The 23,359-nt window shown below is 68.8% G+C and carries 19 protein-coding genes and 2 pseudogenes; 10 read left to right on the top strand and 11 right to left on the bottom strand.

Going from position 1 to position 23,359, the window contains the following annotated elements; genetic code table 11:
• Position 1 precedes the first annotated feature (1 nt).
• Complete coding sequence (locus GV001_RS01070) at positions 2 to 952, bottom strand: homoserine kinase (protein WP_160077277.1); 951 nt, start codon at positions 950 to 952, stop codon at positions 2 to 4.
• Between the two features lie 51 nt (positions 953 to 1,003).
• Entirely contained in the window at positions 1,004 to 1,291 is a 288-nt protein-coding gene (locus tag GV001_RS01065) for a DUF2782 domain-containing protein (RefSeq protein WP_160077275.1), read from the bottom strand.
• Positions 1,292 to 1,364: 73 nt separating this feature from the next.
• Between GV001_RS01065 and polA the strand changes: the two genes are divergently transcribed.
• Positions 1,365 to 4,181, top strand: coding sequence for a DNA polymerase I (polA, locus tag GV001_RS01060; RefSeq protein ID WP_160077273.1), 2,817 nt, complete (start codon positions 1,365 to 1,367; stop codon positions 4,179 to 4,181).
• Between the two features lie 361 nt (positions 4,182 to 4,542).
• Here the strand turns inward: polA and yihA are convergent, their stop codons facing one another.
• A complete protein-coding gene (gene yihA / locus GV001_RS01055; RefSeq protein ID WP_160077271.1) occupies positions 4,543 to 5,193 on the bottom strand; it encodes a ribosome biogenesis GTP-binding protein YihA/YsxC in 651 nt (216 codons plus the stop codon).
• A gap of 184 nt (positions 5,194 to 5,377) precedes the next feature.
• On the opposite strand from yihA, the gene GV001_RS01050 reads away from it, so the two are divergent.
• The 7 genes from GV001_RS01050 (at position 5,378) to GV001_RS01020 (ending at position 11,538) form a co-directional block, all read left to right on the top strand.
• A complete protein-coding gene (locus GV001_RS01050; RefSeq protein WP_160077269.1) occupies positions 5,378 to 5,671 on the top strand; it encodes a cytochrome c5 family protein in 294 nt (97 codons plus the stop codon).
• Positions 5,672 to 5,716: 45 nt separating this feature from the next.
• Positions 5,717 to 6,340: a cytochrome c gene (locus GV001_RS01045; protein ID WP_160077267.1), complete on the top strand. Its 624-nt coding sequence runs from the start codon at positions 5,717 to 5,719 to the stop codon at positions 6,338 to 6,340.
• 285 nt (positions 6,341 to 6,625) lie between these two features.
• Positions 6,626 to 7,270, top strand: a complete 645-nt coding sequence (locus GV001_RS01040; protein ID WP_160077265.1) for a thiol:disulfide interchange protein DsbA/DsbL — start codon at positions 6,626 to 6,628, stop codon at positions 7,268 to 7,270.
• A 10-nt stretch (positions 7,271 to 7,280) separates the two neighbouring features.
• Complete coding sequence (locus tag GV001_RS01035) at positions 7,281 to 8,162, top strand: endonuclease/exonuclease/phosphatase family protein (protein WP_178091790.1); 882 nt, start codon at positions 7,281 to 7,283, stop codon at positions 8,160 to 8,162.
• On the top strand, positions 8,159 to 10,003 hold the full coding sequence (locus GV001_RS01030) for a GGDEF domain-containing protein (RefSeq protein ID WP_160077263.1): 1,845 nt from the start codon (positions 8,159 to 8,161) through the stop codon (positions 10,001 to 10,003). Before GV001_RS01035 ends, GV001_RS01030 begins: the two co-directional genes overlap by 4 nt.
• A 96-nt stretch (positions 10,004 to 10,099) precedes the next feature.
• Positions 10,100 to 10,693, top strand: a complete 594-nt coding sequence (locus GV001_RS01025) for a MarC family protein (protein WP_160077261.1) — start codon at positions 10,100 to 10,102, stop codon at positions 10,691 to 10,693.
• Positions 10,694 to 10,758: 65 nt separating this feature from the next.
• Positions 10,759 to 11,538 (top strand): N-acetylmuramoyl-L-alanine amidase, encoded by a 780-nt coding sequence (locus GV001_RS01020; RefSeq protein WP_160077259.1) that lies wholly within the window; start codon positions 10,759 to 10,761, stop codon positions 11,536 to 11,538.
• 106 nt (positions 11,539 to 11,644) lie between these two features.
• On the opposite strand, the gene GV001_RS01015 is transcribed toward GV001_RS01020, so the two are convergent.
• Entirely contained in the window at positions 11,645 to 12,298 is a 654-nt protein-coding gene (locus tag GV001_RS01015; RefSeq protein WP_160077257.1) for a DUF3313 domain-containing protein, read from the bottom strand.
• A 184-nt stretch (positions 12,299 to 12,482) separates the two neighbouring features.
• Here GV001_RS01015 and GV001_RS01010 point away from each other — a divergent pair, with 184 nt between their 5' ends.
• Complete coding sequence (locus GV001_RS01010; protein ID WP_160077255.1) at positions 12,483 to 13,709, top strand: nucleoside recognition domain-containing protein; 1,227 nt, start codon at positions 12,483 to 12,485, stop codon at positions 13,707 to 13,709.
• A gap of 60 nt (positions 13,710 to 13,769) precedes the next feature.
• Here GV001_RS01010 and norR read toward each other — a convergent pair whose 3' ends face one another.
• Positions 13,770 to 15,317: a nitric oxide reductase transcriptional regulator NorR gene (norR, locus tag GV001_RS01005; protein ID WP_160083099.1), complete on the bottom strand. Its 1,548-nt coding sequence runs from the start codon at positions 15,315 to 15,317 to the stop codon at positions 13,770 to 13,772.
• A gap of 152 nt (positions 15,318 to 15,469) precedes the next feature.
• On the opposite strand from norR, the gene hmpA reads away from it, so the two are divergent.
• Positions 15,470 to 16,651 carry an NO-inducible flavohemoprotein gene (gene hmpA / locus GV001_RS01000; protein ID WP_160077253.1) on the top strand — a complete coding sequence of 394 codons (1,182 nt, stop codon included), beginning with the start codon at positions 15,470 to 15,472 and terminating at the stop codon, positions 16,649 to 16,651.
• A 41-nt stretch (positions 16,652 to 16,692) separates the two neighbouring features.
• Here the strand turns inward: hmpA and GV001_RS00995 are convergent, their stop codons facing one another.
• The 6 genes and pseudogenes from GV001_RS00995 to GV001_RS00975 all read right to left on the bottom strand — a co-directional run bounded on the left by GV001_RS00995 (position 16,693) and on the right by GV001_RS00975 (position 23,354).
• Positions 16,693 to 17,700 carry a DUF5924 family protein gene (locus tag GV001_RS00995; RefSeq protein ID WP_160077251.1) on the bottom strand — a complete coding sequence of 336 codons (1,008 nt, stop codon included), beginning with the start codon at positions 17,698 to 17,700 and terminating at the stop codon, positions 16,693 to 16,695.
• A gap of 100 nt (positions 17,701 to 17,800) precedes the next feature.
• Positions 17,801 to 18,331: pseudogene (locus tag GV001_RS20275) on the bottom strand (methyl-accepting chemotaxis protein); the annotation flags it as partial.
• Positions 18,332 to 18,685: 354 nt separating this feature from the next.
• A pseudogene (locus GV001_RS20270) lies at positions 18,686 to 19,390 on the bottom strand (PAS domain-containing protein); the annotation flags it as partial.
• Positions 19,387 to 21,648 (bottom strand): bifunctional diguanylate cyclase/phosphodiesterase, encoded by a 2,262-nt coding sequence (locus GV001_RS00985; protein WP_160077247.1) that lies wholly within the window; start codon positions 21,646 to 21,648, stop codon positions 19,387 to 19,389. The gene GV001_RS00985 and the pseudogene GV001_RS20270, both read right to left, overlap by 4 nt.
• 164 nt (positions 21,649 to 21,812) lie before the next feature.
• Complete coding sequence (locus GV001_RS00980) at positions 21,813 to 22,124, bottom strand: hypothetical protein (protein WP_160077245.1); 312 nt, start codon at positions 22,122 to 22,124, stop codon at positions 21,813 to 21,815.
• Positions 22,125 to 22,223: 99 nt separating this feature from the next.
• A complete protein-coding gene (locus GV001_RS00975; RefSeq protein WP_160077243.1) occupies positions 22,224 to 23,354 on the bottom strand; it encodes a PilT/PilU family type 4a pilus ATPase in 1,131 nt (376 codons plus the stop codon).
• Positions 23,355 to 23,359 lie beyond the last annotated feature (5 nt).

Here is a 23,359-nt window from a genome sequence, read left to right as displayed (position 1 = left end):
CTCACAGGGCGAAGGGCAGGGCCAGGCTGACCTGCTGGCGCTGCGCCAGGCGGCGCTGGAATTCGCCCGGGTCCTTGACCAGCACGTCGCGGCCCTGGAAGCGCCGCGCGGCGATCAGCCTCGACAGCCAGAAGCGCAGGCAGGCGATGCGCAGCATGGCCGGCCACAACTCGGCCTCGGCGCGGTTGAACGGACGCAGGCTGGCGTAGGCACCGAGCAGGGCGCGGGCGCGCGGCGCATCAAGGCTGTCGTCGGCCCGCGAGCACCAGTCGTTCACGGTGATCGCCAGGTCATAGAGCATCGGCCCCGAGCAGGCGTTGTAGAAGTCGATCACCCCGGCCAGCTGGTTGCCGTCGAAAAGCGCGTTGTCGCGGAACAGGTCGGCGTGCAGGTTGGCCCGCGGCAGGGCGAGGATGCGTTCCTTCAGTTCGGCGACCTCGTGCAGGCTGTCGCGCAGCAGCGGCAGCTGTTCGTCGTGCAGCTCCAGGGCCAGCATCGGGCCTTCCTCGAGCATCCAGTCGAGGCCGCGGTCGCTGCGCCGTTCGAGGATGTCGCCCTGGGTGGCCAGGTGCAGGCGCGCCAGCCAGCTGCCGATCTCGGCGCAGTGGTGGGCGTTGGGCTGGCCGACATGTTTGCCGGCCAGGCGTGGCTGCAGCAGGGCGGGTTTTTCCGCCAGCTCGCGCAGGGTTTCGCCACTCTGCGTGGGGATCGCGTAGGGCACCGGCAGGCCGGCCTGGTGCAGGCGCTCGAGCAGGGTGATGAAGAACGGCAGGTCGGCGCGCGGGCCGCGCTCGACCAGGGTCAGCACGTATTCGCCACCGTCCAGGCTAACGAAGAAGTTGCTGTTCTCGGTGCCGGCGCTGATGCCCTGGAAGTCCTTCAGCCGCCCCAGCCCGTAGGGCTCGAGGAAGGCTTCCAGTTCGTGGCGTTCCAGCGGGGTGAAGACCGACATGGCATTAGCCTCCGAGGTGCGGGGTGGCGGGCCGTGGCCCGCCGCCGGCAGTTACCACTTAAAGATTTCCCAGGCCGGGATCAGCATGTCCGGCTGGTCGGAGCGGATGAAGTTGCCCTCGCTGCCGTCGGCGCGCACCAGGAAGTAGGGCTTGCCGACTTTCGGGGTGACCTTGATGGCGTAGAGGAAGCCGTTCTGCCGGTATTCGGTGATGGTCTTGTCGCCGTCCTGGCGGATGGTCACGTCCGGGTCGGCGCCCGGTGCATCCTCGGCGGCGATGGCATACAGCGGGCTGATGGCCAGCAGGCCGGTGAGCAACAGGCGGTTGAGTACGCGCATGGTAACCTTGTCCCTTTCTCTGGTTGGTGGGTTCATTCTAGCGCCCGCCCCTGGCAAAAGGTTGATCCTGCGCATGTCTAACACCCCCCTGGTTCTGGTCGACGGTTCCTCCTACCTGTACCGCGCCTTCCATGCCCTGCCGCCGCTGGCCACCTCCAAGGGCCTGCAGACCGGCGCGGTGAAGGGCGTGCTGAACATGCTCAAGAGCCTGCGCAAGCAGTACCCGGACAGCCCCTTCGCCGTGGTCTTCGACGCCAAGGGCGGGACCTTCCGCGACGCCATGTTCGAGCACTACAAGGCCAACCGCCCGCCGATGCCGGAAGAGCTGCGTGGCCAGGTCGAGCCGCTGCATGCCAGCGTGCGCGCGCTCGGCTACCCGCTGCTGTGCGTCGAAGGCGTGGAGGCCGACGACGTGATCGGCACCCTGGCTCGCCAGTGCGCGGCCGAGGGCCGCGACGTGGTGATCTCCACCGGCGACAAGGACATGGCCCAGCTGGTCTGCCCGCACGTGACCCTGGTCAACACCATGACCGGCAGCGTCTACGACATCGAGGGGGTCAGGGCCAAGTTCGGCGTCGGCCCGGAACTGATCATCGACTACCTGGCACTGATGGGCGACAAGGTCGACAACATCCCCGGTGTGCCGGGGGTCGGCGAGAAGACCGCGCTGGGCCTGCTGGTCGGCGTCGGTGGCGGCCTCGACGTGCTCTACGCCAACCTCGACAAGGTCCCGGAGCTGCCGATCCGCGGCGCCAAGACCCTGCCGGCCAAGCTGATCGAGCACAAGGACATGGCCTACCTGTCCTACCAGCTGGCGACCATCAAGATCGACCTCGAACTGAATATCGCCATCGACGACCTGCATCCGGGCGAGCCGGACCGCGAGGCGCTGGTGGCGCTGTACAGCGAGCTGGAGTTCCGCGGCTGGCTGGACGAGCTGCAGCGCGGCCAGGCGCAGGGCAAGCCGCCGGCCAAGGCGGCCGCCAGGCCGGTCGTGGCCACTGGCGGGCTGTTCGACGAGCCGGCAGCGGCCGTCGCGGAGGGCGAGCCGACAGCAGCGCCGGCCGGCAGCGAGGCGCGCTATGAAACCGTGCTGGAGCAGGCCCGCTTCGATGCCTGGCTGGACAAGCTGCAGGCCGCCGAGCTGATCGCCTTCGATACCGAGACCACCAGCCTCGACCCGCAGCAGGCCCAGGTGGTCGGCGTGTCCTTCGCGGTCGAAGCCGGCGAGGCCGCCTATGTGCCGCTGGCGCACAGCTACATGGGCGTGCCGGCGCAGCTGGACCGCGACGCGGTGCTGCGCGCGCTCAAGCCGATCCTCGAGGACCCGGCCAAGGCCAAGGTCGGCCAGCACGCCAAGTACGACATCAACGTGCTGGCCAATGCCTCGACACCGATCAGTGTGCAGGGCGTGGCCTTCGACACCATGCTCGAATCCTATGTGCTGGATTCCACCGCGACGCGCCACGACATGGACAGCCTGGCCATGAAGTACCTCGACCACAGCACCATCCGCTTCGAGGACATCGCCGGCAAGGGCGCCAAGCAGTTGACCTTCGACCAGATCGCCCTGGAACAGGCCGGGCCCTACGCCGCCGAAGACGCCGACGTGACCCTGCGCCTGCACCAGTGCCTGTGGGCCAGGCTGCAGCAGACCCCGGCGCTGGCCAGGGTGCTGCAGGAGATCGAGATGCCGCTGGTGCCGGTGCTGGCGCGCATCGAACGCCAGGGCGCGCTGGTCGACGCCAGGCTGCTCGGCCAGCACAGCGTCGAATTGGGTGAGCGCCTGGTCGAGCTGGAGCGCCAGGCCTATGCGATCGCCGGCGAGGAGTTCAACCTGGGCTCGCCCAAGCAGCTCGGCGCGATCCTCTACGAAAAGCTCGGCCTGCCGATCCTCAGCAAGACCGCCACCGGCCAGGCCTCCACCGCCGAGGCGGTGCTGGCCGAGCTGGCCGAGCAGGACTACGAGCTGCCCAAGGTGCTGATGCAGTACCGCAGCCTGAGCAAGCTGAAAAGCACCTACACCGATCGCCTGCCGGAGCAGATCAATCCGCGCACCGGGCGCATCCACACCAGCTACCACCAGGCCGTAACCGCCACCGGGCGCCTGTCATCCAGCGACCCGAACCTGCAGAACATCCCGATCCGCACCGCCGAGGGCCGGCGCATCCGCCAGGCCTTCGTCGCGCCCAAGGGCTACAAGCTGGTGGCGGCCGACTACTCGCAGATCGAGCTGCGCATCATGGCTCACCTGGCCCAGGACGAGGGGCTGCTGGACGCCTTCCGCCACGGCCGCGACGTGCACAAGGCGACCGCCGCCGAGGTGTTCGGCGTGGCCCTGGACGAGGTGACCAGCGACCAGCGGCGCAGCGCCAAGGCGATCAATTTCGGCCTGATCTACGGCATGAGCGCCTTTGGCCTGGCCAAGCAGATCGGCTGTGATCGCAAGCAGGCGCAGGCCTATATCGACGTGTACTTCCACCGCTATCCCGGCGTACTGGCCTACATGGAGCGCACCCGCGAGCAGGCGGCGCAGCAGGGCTTTGTGGAAACCCTGTTCGGCCGCCGCCTGTACCTGCCGGACATCCAGGCGAAGAACCCGTCGCTGCGCAAGGGCGCCGAGCGCACCGCGATCAACGCGCCGATGCAGGGCACCGCGGCGGACATCATGAAGCGCGCGATGATTGCCGTGGACGCCTGGCTGCCGCAGTCCGGCCTGGATGCCAAGGTGATCCTGCAGGTCCACGACGAACTGGTGCTGGAGGTGCGCGAGGATCAGGTCGAGGCGCTCAAGGCCGGCCTGCTGCCGCTGATGAGCGGCGCCGCGACGCTGGACGTGCCGCTGCTGGTCGAGGCCGGGGTGGGTGACAACTGGGACGAGGCACACTGATCACCTGGCCAAGGGCTGCGGCATGGGGTCGCAGCCGTGCGGCTGTTTAGCTCTTTTCGGTCTTTCAAAGCACTGTTTATCGCAATGCGATTTAAAAAGTGGCTGAACTATCCGCTGCCGGCACCGGTCAGAGTTTACGAATGGCATGTAGCCCTTCGATGCTCCTAATGTGTGTTCTAGTGTTGGCAGATCTCTGAACCCCGCCCTAGCGGTTCAGAATTGAACCCCGGTCTTCTCCTCCCCATACGAAGCCCGGGGTTTTTTTTGTCTCCAGCATTCCTGGTGGAGACCCTTCGGGCCGTCGAAATTGCTCCCGGCAATTTTTGCCCTGCGATTTGCTGCGCGTAGACGCAGCCGGGCCTTACTCAGCGTCCTGCTGGTCTTCCTCTTCTTCCTCGAGCAGCCCCATCCATCCAGCCAGCACAGCCTGTGCCTCCTCGACGCCCTGGCGCTTGGGGGCCGAGAACAGCTGGATGCTGGCGTCCGTGCCCCAGCCCTTGTGGATGTCCTGACGAACCTTGAGCAGGGCGTTCTTGGCGGCGCCGAAGGTCAGCTTGTCGGCCTTGGTCAGCAGGATATGCAGGGGCATGTGGCTGGCCTGGGACCAGTCGAGCATCATGCGGTCGAACTCGGTGAGCGGATGGCGGATGTCCATCATCAGGATCAATCCGGCCAGGCTCTCGCGGCTGCTCAGGTAGGCTTCCAGATGGCGCTGCCAGTGCTGTTTGAGCGGAATTGGCACTTTGGCATAGCCGTAGCCGGGCAGGTCGACCAGGCGGCGCTCTTCGTCCAGGGTGAAGAAGTTGAGCAGCTGGGTGCGCCCCGGGGTCTTCGAGGTGCGTGCCAGGTTGGCATGGGTCAGGGTGTTCAGCGCACTCGACTTGCCAGCGTTGGAGCGCCCGGCGAAGGCCACTTCGAAGCCCTCGTCCGGCGGGCACTGGTCGACCTTGGCCGCACTGATCATGAAGGCAGCCTGTTGGCACAGGCCGATGATGGGATTCTTGGGTTGCATGGGGATTTTCCGGTTGAGCCGGGCGCCAGCGTGGGGCGCGGCATGGTGTCGCTTCCGTTTCAGCGACGCCAGTATATAATGCCGCAGATTTTGTGTGCGCTTTGTCCCGTCCGTTGTTCCGGGAACGACATAATTAGCTGCGCGATAGAACGCAGAGCGTTCCTAACCCTGATGAGGTTGGCCCATGAAAAAAGTATTGATCGTTGCCGCCGCGCTTTGCGCTCTGTCCGTTAACGTGCAGGCCGCGCAGGATCCCGAGGCGGTGTATGCCAAGGCCTGCATGGCTTGTCACAATGGCCAATTGCCGATGGCGCCCAAGCGTGGCGACAAGGCTGCCTGGGAGCCACGCGTGGCCAAGGGCATGGACGCGCTGGTACAGAGCGTGACCAACGGTTTCAATGCCATGCCGCCGCGTGGCTTGTGCATGGACTGCACTGCAGAGGATTACCAGGCCGTCATTAAGTTGATGAGCGAGTAGTCCCGCAGAAATTTCTTTTACCTCTAGCCGTTATTGGATTAGCTGATGAACAAAGTACTCGTGAGTCTGCTGTTGAGCCTGGGCATTTCCTCTGCTGCGTATGCTGCAGGCGATGCCGCGATCGTCGGCGACGCCGAAGCCGGTAAGGCGAAGACTGCTGTGTGTGGCGCCTGCCATGCTGCGGACGGCAACAGCGCCGCCCCGAACTTCCCGAAACTGGCCGGCCAGGGCGAGCGCTACCTGCTCAAGCAGCTGAATGACATCAAGGGCGGCAAGCGTCAGGTGCTGGAAATGACCGGCCTGCTGACCAACCTCAGCGACCAGGATCTGGCCGACATCGCCGCCTACTTCGCCAGCCAGAGCATGAGCGTCGGCGCCGCCGATCCGGCCCTGGTCGCGCGTGGTGAGGAACTGTTCCGCGGCGGCAAGCTGGATCAGGGCATGCCGGCCTGCACCGGTTGCCACTCGCCGAACGGCGCGGGCAACGACCTGGCGGGCTTCCCGCAACTGGGTGGCCAGCATGCCGCCTATGTGGCCAAGCAGCTCACCGACTTCCGCGAAGGCAACCGCACCAATGACGGCGACACGCTGATCATGCGCGCCATTGCCGCCAAGCTGAGCAACAAGGATATCGCCGCGGTATCCAGCTATATCCAGGGCCTGCACTAAGAACCTGCCTACGATCTGCTGCGCGTCGGCCATATGGCGTTAAAAACAGCCTCGGAATGCTCATTTACAGCTCGTAAACTCCGTTTCCTCGGCTGTTTTCTCCTTGTCTGGCTCTAGCTCGTGAGATCGTAAACAGGTTCTACGGCCTGTGCGAGCGTCTGAAAAAGGGTGGCCACGGCCACCCTTTTTTGTGGGCGGCGCCGCTACAATGCAGGAACCCGCACCCGGGCCGCCGGTCGAACCCGGGTCCGCCCCGAGCGGCATCCATTTGCCAAGGAGTCATGCATGCGTAACCTGATTTTCAGTGCCGCCCTCGCCAGCCTCAGCCTGTTCAGCCTCGCTGCCCAGGCCGAGTCGATCGAAGCCGGGCCGTTCACCGCCGGCAAGCAGTATGTCGAGCTGGCGACGCCGGTACCGGTCTCGCAGCCGGACAAGATCGAGGTGGTCGAGCTGTTCTGGTACGGCTGCCCGCATTGCTACCAGCTCGAGCCGACCCTCAATGCCTGGGCCGAGAAGCTGCCGGCCGACGTCAACTTCGTGCGCATCCCGGCCCTGTTCGGGCGTACCTGGGATATCCACGGCCAGCTGTTCATCACCCTCGACCTGATGAAGGTCGAGCAGAAGGTGCACAAGGCGGTGTTCGACGCCATCCACAAGGAAGGCAAGAAACTGGCCGATCCGGAAGAGATGGCCGAATTCCTCGCCGGCCAGGGCGTCGATGCCGAGGCCTTCCTCAGCACCTACAACTCCTTCGCCGTGAAAGGCCAGATGACCAAGGCCCGCCAGCTGGCCAAGGCCTACCAGATCAGCGGCGTACCGGTGCTGATCGTCGGCGGCAAGTATCGTTTCGACGTGCGCAGCGCCGGCGGCGAAGAGCAGCTGCTGCAGGTGGCCGACTTCCTCATCGACAAAGAGCGCGCCGCTCGCTGAGTATCCCGCCATGCTGCGCCGCTGGAGTTCCGGGCGTCCGATTGGCCTGCACCCGCCGCAGGTCAACGGCCGCTGTGCGGACTCCACCGGTCTGCCCTGTGACGGCCTGCTGCGCCTGCTCAGCTTCAATATCCAGGTCGGCATCAGCACCGAGCGCTATCGCCACTACCTGACCCGCGGCTGGCAGCACCTGCTGCCGCACCGCGGACGTGCCGGCAACCTGCAGAAGATCGGCGCGCTGCTCGGCGACTACGACCTGGTGGCCCTGCAGGAGGTCGATGGCGGCAGCCTGCGCTCCGGCTTCGTCAACCAGGTCCAGCACCTGGCCGAGCTCGGCGCCTTCCCCTACTGGTACCAGCAACTCAACCGCAACCTCGGGCGTTTCGCCCAGCACAGCAATGGCGTGCTCAGCCGCTTGCGCCCGTGCCGACTGGAAGACCATCCGCTGCCCGGCCCGCCGGGGCGCGGGGCGATCCTGCTGGCGTTTGGCGAAGGCGCGGACGCGCTGGCGGTGGTGGTCATGCACCTGGCGCTGGGCGCGGGCACCCGCACCCGCCAGCTGGCCTACATCCGCGAGCTGATCGGCGGCTATCGCCACCAGGTGCTGATGGGCGACATGAACACCCATGCCCTCGACCTGCTGCAGCACTCGCCACTGCGCGACCTCGGCCTGCTCGCGCCGCAGGTCGAGGCGACCTTTCCCAGCTGGCGGCCGCAACGCTGCCTCGACCATATCCTGCTCAGCCCGGGCCTGGCCCTGGAGCGGGTGGCGGTGCTCAGCCAGCCGATTTCCGACCATCTGCCGGTCGCCGTCGATATCCGTCTGCCGGCCGCGTTGTGCGGCGCGCTGGCTCCCCAGCCGAAACCGCTCGCCACTGGATCACTGCCATGACCGATGATGCCCAGCGCTGGAAAGCCAAATACCTCGAGAACCTGGAGCAGCAGGAAAGGCTGGAGCAGCGCTGGGAGGCCCGCCTCGATCTGCTGCGCCGCGGCCTGGTGCGCAGCTCCCTGGCCGCCGAGGGCGCGGACAAGGCAGTCGACCAGTGCATGCGCGAGCTGCGCGAGATCATCCGTGGCGAGCAGATGGATGCCGGCCTGGCTGCACTGATCCCGCGCCTGGAAAAGGCCGTGCTCGACTCCGAGCAGCGCCGCCAGCAACGCAGCGAGCAGAATGTCGCCGGCATCACCGGCCTGACCGCGCAGTTGCTGGCCCTGGAGCTGCCGCGCGAGGTGCGCAAGGCGCTCAAGCAGTTCGCCAAGCGCATCGACGAGCGGGCCCGCCAGTCCCGCGAGCTGCCGGCCCTGCTGGCCGAGCTGAGCAGCCTGCAGCACAAGGTGCTGGAAGTGCTGGGCAGCGACCAGGTCGCCCGCCCCGGCCTGCTGCAGCGCCTGTTCGGCGGTCGCGACGAGGCCGCCACCGCCGAGCCCCAGGCTTCGAGCACTGCACCGGCGCCGACAGAAGTTGCCGAGCCGGCGCAGGCCGCCGCGCCGAGTCCGCCGCCTATCCCGCCGGCCCCTGCGCCGGTGGCCGAGGCCGCGGCGCCAGCGCTGCCGCAGGTCGTTCCCGGGGCAATGCCGGCGCCGCTCAAGCCGGTCGCCATCCTCGACAGCCTGCCGCTGGATGCGCGCTTCTTCACCGGCAGCGACGACCCGGCCTATGCCCTGCCGGAGTCGGCCGAGCCCGGTTATAGCGCGGTGGCGGTGCATGTGGCGCAAAGCCTGCTGGGCCTGCTCGACGAACTGGAGCTGCCGGCGCGCCACCAGCCGCAGGGCGAGGCCCTGCGCGAGCGCCTGCAGGGTGGCCTGAACTGGTACGAGCTGGTGCCGCTGCTGGACGATCTGGCGGTGCTGGTGCTGGCGGTGACCGACAGCGGCCAGCGCGAGTTTGCTGGCTACCTGAAGCAGCTCAACGAGCGCCTGGCGGCCTTCCTCGGCACCCTCAGCGAGGCCCACGAGGGCTACAGCGAGTCGATCGAGAGCGCGCGCAGCTTCAACCTGGAGCTGCGCGAACAGGTCGGCGGCTTGCAGGCCAGCGTGCAGGGGGCGGCCGACCTGGACGAGCTCAAGCACGTCCTGGAGACGCGCCTCGACGGCCTGCTGACCACCGTCGCCGAGCACCAGCGCCAGCGCGAGGGGCGCGAGGCCGATGTCGCCGAGCGCCTGCAGGCCCTGGTACAGCGGGTCGCGGAGATGGAGCAGGAGGCCCAGGTGTTCCGCGATCACCTCGAGGAGCAGCGGCAGAAGGCCCTGATCGACCCGCTCACCGGCCTGCCCAACCGCGCCGGCTGGAGCGAACGCCTGGAGCTGGAGGTGGCGCGCTGGCAGCGCTACGGCGGCGAGCTGCTGCTGGCGGTGCTGGATGTCGACCACTTCAAGCGGATCAACGATGGCTACGGCCACCTGGCCGGCGACAAGGTGCTGAAGATCATCGCCAGCGAACTGGGCAAGCGCCTGCGCAAGACCGACTTCATCGCCCGCTTCGGCGGCGAGGAGTTTGTCCTGCTGGTCCCCACCACCCCGCTGGCGGGCGGCCAGCAGCTGATGGAAACCCTGCGCACGGCCATCGAGGCCTGTCCCTTTCACTTTCGCGGCGAGCGGGTGACCATCACCCTGTCGGGCGGCATCACCGCCTTTGCCACTGGCGAATCGGCCGAGCAGGTGTTCGAGCGTGCCGACCAGGCGCTGTACCGGGCCAAGGGCCAAGGGCGCAACCGCATCCTGGTGGCCTAGGGCGCTGGGCAATGCCTGTTGCGCGCCCGCCTGCCGCAGGCGTCGCCTGGCTGGCCGCGGCCGGCTAAACTGGGTATTTGCGCAAGAGAGTGGAACATGGATATTTTCGGCATCGCCGTTCTGGTGTTTCTAGTCACCGACCCGTTCGGCAACATCGCCATTTTCCTCGCCGCCCTGAAGAATGTCGCTCCCGAGCGGCGCATGCGCGTGGCACTGCGCGAGCTGTTGTTCGCCCTGGCCCTGCTGATGCTGTTCCTCACCTTCGGCGACAAGATCCTCAGCGGCCTCGGCCTGTCGCGCGAGGCCACGGCGATTGCCGGCGGCATCATCCTGTTCGTCATTGCCATGCGCCTGATCTTCCCGCGCCCCGAGGGCGTGCTCGGCGACCTGCCGGACGGCGAGCCGATGCTGGTGCCGCTGGCCACGCCGGCGGTGGCCGGGCCCTCGGCGCTGGCGGTGCTGATGACCCTGCGCAATACCCACGAAGGCGCCTTGTGGGAGCTGTATCTGGCCGTCGGCCTGGCCTGGCTGGGCACCGCGCTGATTCTCCTGCAGGCCTCCTGGCTGCAGCGCTTCCTCGGCGTGCGCGGCCTGACGGCGGTGGAGCGCCTGACCGGCATGCTGCTGATCATGCTCAGCGTCGACATGCTCCTGGACAACCTGCAAAGCGTGTTACATATCGCCCCCTGAGCCGTGCCGCAGCGGCCGGGCGGCGGGTTAAACTGCGTGCCCGACCGCCAGCCGTGCCGACCCCGATGCGCCTCGTCTTCCTCGCCCTCACCGCCCTGCTCCTGGCCGCCTGCAGCAGCGGCCCGTCGATCAACGACAGTTTCAGTGCACGCAGCCAGAGCAGCCGGGTGCAGTACATCGTGTTGCACTACACCTCGACCGACCTGGCCCATTCCCTGGCCCTGCTGACCGAGGGCGAGGTGAGCAGCCATTACCTGATCGACGCCAACCCGCCGACCATCTACCGCTTGGTCGACGAGGACCGCCGCGCCTGGCATGCCGGCGACAGTGCCTGGCAGGGGCGTACCTGGCTGAACGCCAGCACCCTGGGCATCGAGCTGGTCAACCAGGGCTATGCCGAGGGGCCCAACGGGCGGGCCTGGCAGCCCTACAGCGAGGCGCAGATCGACGCGCTTATCGCGCTGCTCAAGGATCTGGTGCAGCGTCACCAGTTGCCGCCCGACAGCATCATCGGCCACAGCGACATCGCCCCGCAGCGCAAGGTCGACCCGGGCCCGCTGTTTCCCTGGCGGCGCCTGGCCGAGGCCGGGCTGATCCGTTGGCCGGATGCCGCCGCCGTGGCCCGCGAGCAGGCGCGCTTCGCCACGGCCCTGCCGGATGCGGCCTGGTTCCAGGCGCAGTTGCAGCGGCTGGGCTTCGTCACGCCGCAGAGCGGCGTGCTGGACGAGGCCACGCGCAACGTGCTGGCGGCCTTGCAGATGAAGTACCGCCCGGCCCGCTACGACGGCGAGCCGGACGCGGAAACCGCCGCCATCCTACAGGTGCTCAACCAGCCTGGCGGTTGAGAGCCGCTCCATGATCGGCTGCGCGTCGGCCTCGCTGGGTTAACCACAGGCTCCAGCTCGCCAGATCGCAGAGCGGCTGCGAGCAGCCGGGTGTGCCGGGCCCGGCTCAGGGGCGGAAGTTGCGCGCGTCGCGCGCCCAGACATCCAGTGCCGGCTTGAGGTCGTCGAGGCGCAGCTGGGTGCTCTGGTTCTCCAGGTCCAGGCCGTGGCCCTTGCGCACCACCCGGGCCACCGGCTTGCTGGTGCGGGCGTCCAGCACTTCGATCTCGACATAGATCTCGGTGCTGCGGTCGCGGGTGCCGGCGGCGGTGCTGGCGGCGGCGGCGACCAGGGCGATGGGGATGACCTCGTAGACTTTAAGGCCTTCGGCGGAGACGTCCACCGCGGTGATCGCACTGCGCATCACCAGGCTGTCGTGGTTGGCCTGTTCGACCACCACCAGGCGTCCCTGCATTTCCCGCTTCAGGGCCTGCTGCAGGTAGCTGGCGATTTCGTTCAGGGCGCCCTGGCTGACCTGCTCGCTCGGCGTCGGCGCCGGGTAGAACTGCGGTTCTTCCACCAGGATCGAGCTGTAGTTTGCCAGCTTGAAGTCCGGCGAGACCCAGCGCATCACCGGCGCGCCGCTGGCCGAGGTGGTCGCCTGCAGCTGCGAGTAGTCGCCGAGGAAGCCCGAGTATTGCTCGGGCTGGGTGGTCTGGCTGGCGCAGCCGGCCAGCAGCAGGCTGCCGCCGAGGCCGAGAGCGAGCATCAAGTGTTTCATCCCTGTACTCCTGAGGTTGAGGGCGTCATCCGCCGCGAGTGGCTCTCGGTACAGTGGCACAGTCGGCGTGCGCTTTTCATGGCTTTTTCGCCGTGCCGGCCCGTGCCGGCCGGGTGTCGGGCCTGATGGATGGCCGCCGCTGGCCGGCCCCGCTATCATCCGCGCCATCGACTGGGGGTGACCGATGCTCAATGGCCTGTGGCTGGGATTCTTCGTGGTGGCGACGCTCGCCGCGCTGGTGCGCTGGATCGGCGGCGACGTGGCGGTGTGGGCGGCCATGGTCGAGAGCCTGTTCACCATGGCCAAGGTCTCGGTCGAGCTGATGGTGGTGCTGTTCGGCACCCTGACCCTGTGGCTGGGCTTTCTGCGCATCGCCGAGCAGGCCGGCCTGGTCGACCTGCTCGGCCGCGCCCTCGGCCCGCTGTTCGCCCGGCTGATGCCGGATGTGCCGCGCGGCCATCCGGCGCTCGGCCTGATCACCCTCAACTTCGCCGCCAACGGCCTGGGCCTGGACAACGCCGCCACGCCGATCGGCCTCAAGGCGATGAAGGCCCTGCAGGAGCTCAACCCCAGCGCCACAGTGGCGAGCAACGCGCAGATCCTGTTCCTGGTGCTCAACGCTTCGTCGCTGACCCTGCTGCCGGTGTCGATCTTCATGTACCGGGTGCAGCAGGGTGCCGACGACCCGACCCTGGTGTTCCTGCCGATCCTCCTGGCCACCTGTGCCTCGACCCTGGCCGGCCTGCTCTCGGTGGCGCTGATGCAGCGCCTGCGCCTGTGGGACCCGGTGGTGCTGGCCTACCTGATTCCAGGAGCCTTGTTGTTGGGTGGTTTCATGGCCCTGCTCGGCGGCCTGTCTGCCACGGCCCTGGCGGCGCTGTCGTCGCTGCTCGGTAACCTGGTGCTGTTCGGCCTGATCCTGCTGTTCCTGCTGGTCGGCTGGCTGCGCCGGGTGCCGGTCTACGAAACCTTCGTCGAGGGGGCCAAGGAAGGCTTCGACGTGGCCAAGAACCTGCTGCCCTACCTGGTCGCCATGCTCTGCGCGATCGGCGTGCTGCGCGCCTCCGGCGCCCTGGATTTCGGCCTGGACGGCATCCGCAGCCTGATCGAATGGGCCGGCTGGGACACCCGCTTCGTCGATGCCCTGCCCACCGCCCTGGTCAAGCCGTTCTCCGGCAGCGCGGCGCGCGCCATGCTGATTGAGACCATGCAGACCCATGGCGTCGACAGCTTCCCGGCGCTGGTGGCCGCCACCGTGCAGGGCAGCACCGAGACCACCTTCTACGTGCTGGCCGTGTACTTCGGCGCGGTCGGCATCCAGCGCGCCCGCCACGCGGTGGGCTGCGCCCTGGTTGCCGACCTGGCCGGGGTGCTGGCGGCCATCGGCGTGTGCTACTGGTTCTTCGGCTAAGCGTCTGCCTCCTCGGGACTGTTGCGCTTTTGTAGGGTGCGCCAGGCCGTCCGGACGAGGCTACTTCAGCCCCAGGCGGCTGGCCAGGCGATGCAGGTTGGCGCGGTCCAGGCCCAGCTCGCGCGCGCTGGCGGCCCAGTTGCCCTGCTGGCGCTGCAGGGCGGCCTGGATCAGCTGGCGCTGGTAGGCGTCGACGGCCTGGCGCAGGTCGACGGCGCTGCTGCCGGGCGGCGGGTTCGGGCTGCTGGTCGGCACCGCGGCGACCGGCAGCAGATCGAGGTCGGCCACTTCCAGGCTGAGGATGCGCGGGCGCTGTGGCTGGCGGGCCAGGGCCTTGAGCGCGGCGCGGCCGATCAGGTGTTCCAGCTCGCGCACGTTGCCCGGCCAGGCATGGGCCAGCAGCGCGGCCTGGGCCTCGGCGCTCAGGCGCAGGCCGCGCAGGTTGAGGCGTGCGCGGTTCTGTTCGAGGAAGCAGCCGGCCAGCAGCAACACGTCGCGGCCGCGCTCGCGCAGCGGCGGCACCAGCAGCGGGTAGACGCTCAGGCGGTGGTAGAGGTCGGCGCGAAAGCGCCCGGCGCGCACTTCCTCGGCCAGGTCGCGGTTGCTCGCGGCGAGGATGCGCACGTCCACCCGGTGCTCGCGGTCCGAGCCCAGGCGCTGCAGCTGGCCGCTCTGCAGCACCCGCAGCAGCTTGGCCTGCACCGCCAGCGGCAGCTCGCCGACTTCGTCGAGGAACAGGGTGCCGCCGTCGGCCAGCTCGAACTTGCCGCTGCGTTCGCTGAGCGCGCCGGAGAAGGCGCCGCGCACATGGCCGAACAGCTCGCTTTCCACCAGGGCTTCCGGCAGCGCCGCGCAGTTGAGGCTGATCAGCGGCTGGGCGGCGCGCAGCGAGCGGGCGTGCAGGGTCTGCGCCACCAGCTCCTTGCCGACCCCGGTGGCGCCGCCGATCAGCACGGTCAGGTCGCTGCCGGCCACCGTGTCGATGTCCCGCAGCAGGCGCTTGAACGCGGCGCTCTGGCCGATCAGCTCGGCATGCGCGACCTGCCCGGCCACCGCGCGGTAGCGTTCGGCCAGCTGGTGCTCGGCGGCGGCCTGGCGGCTCAGGTTGAGCAGCCGGCCGCTGGCGCGCACGCTGGCGGCGGCCAGGCGGGCGAAGGTTTCCAGGTTGTCCAGGTCGCTCTGGGCGAAGCGCGCCGGGTCGAGGCTGTCGAGGGTCAGCAGGCCCCAGGGCTGCTCGTCGATGAACAGCGGGCAGCCCAGGCAATCGTGCACTTCCAGTTGCCCGGCATGGCGCTCGACCAGGCCGTCGTAGGGGTCGGGCAAGCCGCTGTCGGCGGCGAAGCGGGTCGGCCCCGGCTGGGCCAGCAGCGCCTGGAAGCGCGGGTGTTCGCCGACCAGGAAGCGCCGGCCGAGGGTGTCGGTGCTGAGGCCGTCCACCGCCAGCGGGATCAGCTGCTCGCCCTCCAGGCGTAGCAGCGCACTGGCGTCGCAGGGGATCAGCGTACGCAGGGCGCTGAGCAGGCGGCGGTAGCGTTCGCCCTCGCTCAGCTCGCGGCTGAGGTCGTCCACCAGCGGCAGCAGGGCCTGCAGTAATGGCGTAGTCATAATGACTCCATGCGGTCTGAATGACAGCGTAGCGGCTGCTGTCTAAAGCACAACATAGCGCATAACTCACTGATTTATATAGGGCAAATAACTGGCATGCTTCGTGGTTTGTTCTCGGCAGAATTCAAACCTGCGTGCAATCAAGGAGTTACCCCATGCTGTCCGGCGAACAGATCGCGATCATCAAGGCCACCGTACCGCTGCTGGAAAGCGGCGGCGAAGCGCTGACCAGCCACTTCTACCGCCTGATGCTCGGCGAGTACCCCGAGGTGCGCCCGCTGTTCAACCAGGCCCACCAGGCCAGCGGCGACCAGCCGCGCGCCCTGGCCAACGGCGTGCTGATGTACGCCAGGCATATCGACCGCCTGCAGGAACTCGGCCCGCTGGTCGGGCAGATCGTCAACAAGCATGTCTCGCTGCAGATCCTGCCCGAGCACTACCCGATAGTCGGCAGCTGCCTGCTGCGGGCGATCCGCGAGGTGCTCGGCGCCGAAATCGCCAGCGACGCGGTGATCGACGCCTGGGCCGCCGCCTACGGCCAGCTGGCCGAGCTGCTGATCGGCGCCGAGGAGGAAGTCTATGCCGCCACCGAACGCGCCCCCGGCGGCTGGCGCGGCGGCCGGCTGTTCCGCGTGGTGGGCAAGGTGGCGGAGAGCGAGGAAATCACCTCTTTCCATCTGCAGCCCAGCGACGGCGGCGCCGTGGTCGATTTCGCCCCCGGCCAGTACATCGGCCTGCGCCTGCAGCTGGACGGCGAGGAAGTGCGCCGCAACTACTCGCTGTCGGCCGCGCCGAACGGCCGCGAGTACCGCATCAGCGTCAAGCGCGAGGCCGGCGGGCGGGTCTCCAGCTACCTGCATGACCGGGTGCAGGTGGGCGACCAGCTGGAGCTGTTCGCCCCGGCCGGCGACTTCAGCCTGACGCCGTCGCGCAAGCCGCTGCTGCTGATCAGTGCCGGGGTCGGCATCACCCCGCTGCTGGCCATGCTGGAAGACGCGGTGCACAGCGGCCGGCCGATCCGCTTCATCCACTGCGCGCGGCATGCCGGGGTGCAGGCGTTTGCCGCGCGGGTCGATGAGCTGGCCGCGCAGCACCCGCAGCTGCAGCGCTTCTACTGTTTCGAGGAGCGCCGTGCCGGCGATGGCGGCGATGCCAGCGGCCGTCTCGGCCGCGAGCAGCTGCAGGCCTGGCTGCCGGCCGAGCGCGATGTGGATGCCTACTTCCTCGGGCCCAAGCCGTTCATGGCCCAGATCAAGCGTGACCTGCGCGAGCTGGGCGTGCCGGAGCAGCAGACCCGCTACGAGTTCTTCGGCCCGGCGGCGGCGCTGGAGGCCTGAGGCGCGTGCCGGTCGCCGGGGCCCGGCGGCCGGCGTGTCTGCTACTCGACCACCTCGAAGCGCAGCACGCCGATCTGCTGGCCGGTCTCGGTGACCACCTGTACCTGCCAGTTGCCGAGCACCGCGCTGGGGAAGTTGCGCTTGTGCGTCCAGGCGCGGTAGCCGCCCTGGCGCCCGCCGTTGATGTCTAGGGCGATGCGGTCGACCTCCAGGCCTTCATGCCGCCAGACATGGTAGATGCGCTCGTTCAGCCCGCGCGGCGCGCTGATCGCGGTGTAGGCGTAGAGGCCTTCGCTGCGCAGCTGCTGCACGCCGACCTGGCGCAGGCTGCGTCCGGGGGTGCGTTGCTGCAGTTCGGCACTCACCGCCACGTCGGTCAGCCACAGGGTGGCCGGCGGAATCCACGGCCGCGCCAGCCAGGCGCCGACACCCAGCGCGGCGATCAGGCCGCTCATCGCCAGCCAGCGTCGCCAGCTGTGCAGGCGCAGCTCGCCGGCCAGGCTCGGTACGGCCAGCAGCAGGGCGGTGGCCAGGGCCAGGCGGTAGCTCTGCGCGGTGGTCTGCTGCAGCAGCAGCGGCAGCGCGGTGAGCAGCACGGCGAACAGGGTCAGGGTGTGGTAGCTCAGGTACAGCCAGCGCCGCGCCGCCAGCCACCTGTAGTACAGCGGGTCGGTGATCGCCAGCAGGGCGGCGGCGCCGAGCAGGCTGGTGAACACCAGCTGGCCGCTGTTCCAGGCGGTGGTGACGAAGAAGAACGGCAGGACGAAGAACAGGCTTTCCTGGTGGATCAGCTGGGTCAGGTAGCGCAGCAGCTTGGGCGGGATCTCCAGCCCCAGCCAGCGCGCCGCGCTGCGCGTCAGCAGGCCTTCGAGCAGCAGCCAGGCCCAGCTCAGCAGCATCAGCACGGCGATCACCCGGCCGACCCCTTCCTGGCGGTCGACCAGGATGAAGCTGGCCACCCCGGAGCAGAAGCCGAAGGCGGCAATCAGCCCGGGGTAGCGTTGCAGCAGGGACAGCAGGCGTAGAAAAAGGGGTTTCCAGTGCGGCATGGGAGTGCTGGGTGCGGTATGGCGGGGGCGCGCATCATCGCATGCCGGCGCGCTGGCAGTCAGGCCGTGGCGGGCCCGCTGCCCCCGCGAGCGGCGCGCCTCAGCCCGGCTGTTGCCGGCCCCAGAACTGCTCCACCAGCAGCTGCAGGCGTTCGGCCAGGCCGGCCACGTGCTCGGCGCTGCTGCGGCTCTGGTCGCTGGCCACCACGGTGCTTTCGTTGGCCTGGCGGATGCCGCACAGGTTGCGCTGGATATCGTCGCCGACCGCGCTCTGCTGCTCCACGGCGGCGGCGATCTGGATGCTCATGTCGCTGATCTGGCCGACCCGCTGGTTGATCCCGCCGAGGGCCTGGGCCGCCTGCAGGGCCTGTTCGACGCTGGCGCTGGCTTGCTGCTGGCTGCGCTGCATGGCCGCCACCGCCTGCCCGGTGCCCTGCTGCAGGGTGCCGATGATGGCGTTGATCTCGGCGGTGGACTGCTGGGTGCGCGAGGCCAGGCCGCGCACTTCATCGGCGACCACGGCGAAGCCGCGCCCGGCCTCGCCGGCTCGCGCCGCCTCGATGGCGGCATTCAGCGCCAGCAGGTTGGTCTGCTCGGCGATGCCCTGGATCACGTCCAGCACCTGGTTGATCTTCTGCCCGTGCAGTTCCAGCTGGTGGATCACCTGGCTGCTCTGCTGCACTTCGCTGGCCAGCGTGGCGATCAGCTGGCGGGTCTGCTCGACCAGTTGCAGGCCGTTGGCGGTCTCCAGGTCCGCCTCGCTGGCGGCGCTGGCGCTGAGCTGGGCGTGGCGCGCCACTTCCTGCACGCTGGCCGCCATCTGGCTGATGGCGCTGGCCACCTGGGCGGTCTCGCCCTGCTGCTGCAGGCTGGCCTGGCTGCTGCTGTCCACCGCGGCGGCCAGTTCGCTGGCTTCCTGGCTGAGCTGGCGCGCCGAGTCGGCGATGCGCCCGACCACCGCGCCGGATTCGGCCTGCAGGCTGCGCAGGGCGAAGGCCAGCTGGCCGAACTCGTCGTTGCGTGCGGTGTACACCCACTGGCTCAGCGGGTTGTCGGCGATGCGCCGGGCCTGGCGGGTCAGTTGCGCCAGCGGGCGCAGGCCCAGCTGCAGCAGGCCGCCGAGCAGCCCGGCCAGGGCCAGGCCGCCGCCCAGGGCCGGCAGCAGGGGCAGCGCGCCGCCCAGGCCGAGGGCCGTGGCCAGCGCCAGCACCGGCGCGGCAGCCAGCAGGCCGAGGCGTGCGGCCAGGCCCAGGCGCGGCGGGCGCAACTGGCGAGGCGTACGTCCCTTGATCAGTTCGGCGTAGAGCTGCTCGGCGCGGGCCACCAGGGCCGGGTCGGCGCAGGTGCGCACCGACTGGTATTCCACCACCTGGCCGTTGCGCACCACCGGCGTGGCATAGGCGCTGACCCAGTAGTGGTCGCCGTTCTTGCAGCGGTTCTTCACCAGGCCCATCCAGGCGCGGCCGTCCTTGAGGGTCTGCCAGAGGTGGGCGAAGGCCGCCGGCGGCATGTCCGGGTGGCGCACGATGTTGTGGTTGCGGCCGAGCAGCTCGGCCTCGCTGTAGCCGCTGATGGCGATGAAGTCCGGGTTGACGTAGCTGACCGCCCCCTTGAGATCGGTGGTGGACAGGATGTTGGCGTGGGCGGGCACGTCCACTGCACGCTGGCTGACCGGCAGGTTGATTTTCATTGTTGGAGTTCCGCGGGTACGAGGTTGGGGGTGTTCAGTGGCGGCTGGCCGCACAATCCTTCGAAACGGTCTGCGCCGCTGAGCAGGCGCTGCAGCTCGGCGGCCGGGCGCGGCCGGCTGAACCAGTAGCCCTGGGCCAGCCGGCAGCCCTGCTCGTGCAGGAACTCCAGGTGTTCGGCACGCTCCACGCCCTCGGCCACCACCTCCAGGCCGAGGCTGTGGCCCAGGCCGATGATCGCCCGGCTGATGGCGCCCAGCTCGGCATCCTGCGGCGCGCCGCCGATGAAGCTCTTGTCGACCTTGAGGATGTGCAGGGGGAAGCGCTTGAGGTAGCCGAGCGAGGAGTAGCCGGTGCCGAAGTCGTCCAGGGCCAGGCGCACACCGAGGCTGGCCAGCTCGCGCAGGGTGATCAGGGTGGCGGTGCTGTCCTGCATCAGCTGGCTCTCGGTGATCTCCAGCACCAGGCTGGCCGGCGGCAGGCCGCTGGCCAGGAGGATGTCGGTGAGCCGGGCGACGAAATCGTCCTGCTGCAGCTGGCGGTTGGACAGGTTCACCGCGCAGCGCAGCTGCGTTTGCCCGGCCAGCTGCCAGGCGCGCACCTGGCGGCAGGCCTGGGCCAGCACCCAGTCGCCGACGCGGAGGATTTCCCCGGACTCCTCCAGCGAGGGGATGAACTCCTGCGGCGGCACCAGGCTGTCGCCCTGGCGCCAGCGCAGCAGGGCCTCGACGCCGATCAGGCGGATCTCGCCCTGTTCGAGCTGGCAGATCGGCTGGTAGTGCAGGACGAATTCGTCGCGGTCGAGGGCCTGGCCCAGCGCGCTTTCCAGCTCCAGCTGGTGCCGCGCCTGGGTCTGCAGCTCGGCGCTGTAGCGGGCGAACTGCGCCTTGCCGGCCTGCTTGGCGCGGTACAGGGCGAGGTCGGCGGCCTGCAGGGCATCCTGCGAGGCGTCGCTGGCCTGCAGCGCGGCGATGCCGATGCTGGCGCTGACCACCAGGGTCTGCTCGGCCAGGTGCAGCGGCAGGTGCAGGCTGTCGAGCATGCGCTGGGCGACCTGCTCGGCATCGCCGGCGCAGGCCATGTCGGTGAGCAGCACGACGAACTCGTCGCCGCCGAAGCGGCACAGGTGGTCGCCGGGGCGCAGGCACTGGCCGAGGCGCCGGCCGACTTCGACCAGCACCTGGTCGCCGCACGAGTGGCCGAGGCTGTCGTTGATCAGCTTGAAGCGGTCGAGGTCGATGAACAGCAGGGCGGCCTGGCGCGCGCCGACCTTGCCCAGTTGCTGCAGGGCCTGCGCCAGCAGTTCGTCGAGGCGCAGGCGGTTGGCCAGGCCGGTCAGCGGGTCGTGGCGGGCGGCATGGCGCAGCTGCTGCTCGACCGCCTTGCGTGCGCTGACATCGCTCTGCGAACCGGCGATGCGGCGTTGCCCGCTGGCATCGGTCTCCGCCACGCCGCGCGCCAGCACCCACAGGTAGTCGCCGGCTCTGCGGCGCATGCGGTATTCGTGGTGGAGCAGCGCGCTGCTGCCGCGCAGGTGCGCGTCGATGGCCTGGCGCAGGCCGGGCAGGTCGTCCGGATGGACCCGTGAGAACCAGCTGGCGCTGCCTTCGCCGAGGCTGTCGCGGCTGAGCCCGAGCATGCCGGCCCAGCGCTCGGAGACGTACAGCCGGTCGTGTTCCAGGTGCCAGTCCCAGATGCCGTCGTTGGCCCCGCGCAGGGCCCGGGCGAAACGCGCCTCGCTGTCTTCCAGGGCCTTGCGCTGGGCGGCGCTGTAGGTGTCGATGGCCAGGGTCATGTCGAAGAACACCACCTTGAGCAGGCTGGCCAGCAGCGCCCGCTGGGTGGCGTCGGGACACAGTTCGGCGAGCATCGAGTCGAGGTACAGGCGGTAGCCACCCAGGTACCACTTCAGCTCGACCCCGGCGACCTGGTGGATCAGGCCGATGCGCAGGCGGCTGGCCACGTAGTCGCTGTCGTAGGGGCCGCGCCACAGGCGCTGGTAGTAGTCCAGCTGGCTGTGTTTGAGGCGGGCCAGGGTGGCCTCGTCGCTGATCAGGCTGGCCGGCCCGGGAAACCCGCCCAGGTGCTGGTACAGGCGCTCGACGAACGCCTGCTGGGCCTTGTCCATGGTCGCTGCGGCGCCGTTCAGCTGCTGCATATCCAGGCCCTGCCAGTCGAGCAGGCGGCAGCGCTCGTCGACTTCCGCCTGGTCGAGGCCGATGCGGCGCATCAGTTCCTCGAGTGTTGCCACTGCGCCCATATGTCCCTCCCTGTTGTTGTTTTTTCGCGGGCATAAAAAAAGCGCCGGACGGCGCGTTCATCGGGGAACGGGGCGTCGCGGCGCTTCGTCTTGCAGGCCCATGCGTCCTGCCCGGCAAAGCCGGTCTCCGCCTGTGGGCGGAACCTACTGCGGCCTTTTCTACCTTATTCCGGCGCGGCTGACAATTCGCCGAGCAATTGCTCCAGGCGCTGGCGCAGGTCGGCCAGGTCGCGGGACTTGAAGGCATGCCGGGAACGCTCGAGCACTTCGATGGCGTCGGCCAGGCTGGCATGCAGGCTGGCGTGGGCCGGCAGCGGCCGGTTCTGCAGCCAGCCGCACAGGGGCGCCTGGCTGCAGTCCTCGGGGCGCGCCAGCACGGCGCAGTTCAGGCCTTCGTCGTGCAGCAGGCGGCGCAGGCGGTAGGCCATCTGCTGGTCGCTGTCGGTGACCAGTATGGTGGGGGTCGTTCGCGGCATGACTACGGGGCAAGCGCTGGATTTCGGACAGGCACTCTAGGTGGCCCTTGGCCAGGTGGTTTTGACCTGGGTCAACGCCCGGCGCGCCGTGGTGCCGCTTCAGGCGTCGTGCAGCAGGTGCAGGTTGCCCTCGCCGGCCGTGCCGTGGCCGAGCCTGATGCGCAGGGTCAGGTCGGTGCGCGAGTCGGCGTGGCGGATGGCTTCCTCCATCGAGATGCGCCCGCTCTCGAACAGCTCGTAGAGGTGCTGGTCGAAGGTCTGCAGACCCTGCTCGCGGCCGCGGCCGATGGCCTCGCGCAGGTCGTCGAGCAGGCCGCGCTGGATCAGGTCGCGGATATGCGCGGTGCCGAGCATCAGTTCGACCGCCGCCACCCGGCGCTGGTCGAGGGCCGGGATCAGGCGCTGGCCGACTATGGCCAGCAGGTTCTGCGCCACGTCGGCGAGGATCTGCGCCCGCGCCTCCTCGGGGAAGAAGCGCACGATGCGCTCCAGCGCGTGGCTGGTGCTGGTGGCGTGCAGGGTGGCCAGGCACAGGTGGCCGGTTTCCGCGTAGTGCAGGGCGTGCTGCATGGTGTCGAGGTCGCGGATCTCGCCGAGCATGATCACGTCCGGCGCCTCGCGCAGCACGTTGCGCAGGGCATCGGCGAAGCTGTGGGTGTCCAGGCCGACTTCGCGCTGGTCGATCACCGAGCGCTGGTGCTGGTGGAGGAACTCGATCGGGTCCTCGATGCAGATGATGTGCCCGGACTTGTTGCGGTTGCGCAAGTCGAGCATGGCCGCCAGGGTGGTCGACTTGCCCGAGCCGGCCGCGCCGATCACCAGGATCAGGCCGCGGTCGAGCAGCGCCAGCTTGCCCAGCTGGGGCGGCAGGCCGAGGGCTTCCAGGCTGGGGATCTGGCTCTTGATCAGGCGCACCACCATCGCCACTTCGCCGCGCTGGTAGTAGATGTTGATGCGAAAGCGCCCGGAGCTGGCGACGCTGACCGCCAGGTTCATCTCCAGGTCACGCTCGAACTCGGCGACCTGGCGCTCGTTCATCAGCTGGTAGGCCATCTGCCGCACCTCGCCCGGCTGCAGCGGCGCGACCGGCAACGGCACGGTATGGCCTTCGAGCTTGATCTGCGGCGGCGTGCCGACGCTGAAGAACATGTCCGAGCCGCCCTTTGCATGGAGCGTCTGCAGCAGTGGGTAGACATCCGGCTGGGTGGCTGGCGAGAGTGGATCGGTCATGGTGC

It is taken from the genome of Pseudomonas sp. 8AS (assembly GCF_902506505.1).
In the GTDB taxonomy this organism is placed as follows: domain Bacteria; phylum Pseudomonadota; class Gammaproteobacteria; order Pseudomonadales; family Pseudomonadaceae; genus Aquipseudomonas.
The sequence above is the reverse complement of the archived record's forward strand: the minus strand, read 5'-3'. Positions and strand labels throughout refer to the sequence as shown.

What these genes read in the sequence shown, in the direction of transcription:
- GV001_RS01070 (WP_160077277.1), bottom strand. Translation starts at nt 952, where the DNA reads ATGTCGGTCTTCACCCCGCTGGAACGCCACGAACTGGAAGCCTTCCTC.
- GV001_RS01065 (WP_160077275.1), bottom strand. Translation starts at nt 1,291, where the DNA reads ATGCGCGTACTCAACCGCCTGTTGCTCACCGGCCTGCTGGCCATCAGC.
- polA (WP_160077273.1), top strand. Translation starts at nt 1,365, where the DNA reads ATGTCTAACACCCCCCTGGTTCTGGTCGACGGTTCCTCCTACCTGTAC.
- yihA (WP_160077271.1), bottom strand. Translation starts at nt 5,193, where the DNA reads ATGCAACCCAAGAATCCCATCATCGGCCTGTGCCAACAGGCTGCCTTC.
- GV001_RS01050 (WP_160077269.1), top strand. Translation starts at nt 5,378, where the DNA reads ATGAAAAAAGTATTGATCGTTGCCGCCGCGCTTTGCGCTCTGTCCGTT.
- GV001_RS01045 (WP_160077267.1), top strand. Translation starts at nt 5,717, where the DNA reads ATGAACAAAGTACTCGTGAGTCTGCTGTTGAGCCTGGGCATTTCCTCT.
- GV001_RS01040 (WP_160077265.1), top strand. Translation starts at nt 6,626, where the DNA reads ATGCGTAACCTGATTTTCAGTGCCGCCCTCGCCAGCCTCAGCCTGTTC.
- GV001_RS01035 (WP_178091790.1), top strand. Translation starts at nt 7,281, where the DNA reads ATGCTGCGCCGCTGGAGTTCCGGGCGTCCGATTGGCCTGCACCCGCCG.
- GV001_RS01030 (WP_160077263.1), top strand. Translation starts at nt 8,159, where the DNA reads ATGACCGATGATGCCCAGCGCTGGAAAGCCAAATACCTCGAGAACCTG.
- GV001_RS01025 (WP_160077261.1), top strand. Translation starts at nt 10,100, where the DNA reads ATGGATATTTTCGGCATCGCCGTTCTGGTGTTTCTAGTCACCGACCCG.
- GV001_RS01020 (WP_160077259.1), top strand. Translation starts at nt 10,759, where the DNA reads ATGCGCCTCGTCTTCCTCGCCCTCACCGCCCTGCTCCTGGCCGCCTGC.
- GV001_RS01015 (WP_160077257.1), bottom strand. Translation starts at nt 12,298, where the DNA reads ATGAAACACTTGATGCTCGCTCTCGGCCTCGGCGGCAGCCTGCTGCTG.
- GV001_RS01010 (WP_160077255.1), top strand. Translation starts at nt 12,483, where the DNA reads ATGCTCAATGGCCTGTGGCTGGGATTCTTCGTGGTGGCGACGCTCGCC.
- hmpA (WP_160077253.1), top strand. Translation starts at nt 15,470, where the DNA reads ATGCTGTCCGGCGAACAGATCGCGATCATCAAGGCCACCGTACCGCTG.
- GV001_RS00995 (WP_160077251.1), bottom strand. Translation starts at nt 17,700, where the DNA reads ATGCCGCACTGGAAACCCCTTTTTCTACGCCTGCTGTCCCTGCTGCAA.
- GV001_RS00985 (WP_160077247.1), bottom strand. Translation starts at nt 21,648, where the DNA reads ATGGGCGCAGTGGCAACACTCGAGGAACTGATGCGCCGCATCGGCCTC.
- GV001_RS00980 (WP_160077245.1), bottom strand. Translation starts at nt 22,124, where the DNA reads ATGCCGCGAACGACCCCCACCATACTGGTCACCGACAGCGACCAGCAG.
- GV001_RS00975 (WP_160077243.1), bottom strand. Translation starts at nt 23,354, where the DNA reads ATGACCGATCCACTCTCGCCAGCCACCCAGCCGGATGTCTACCCACTG.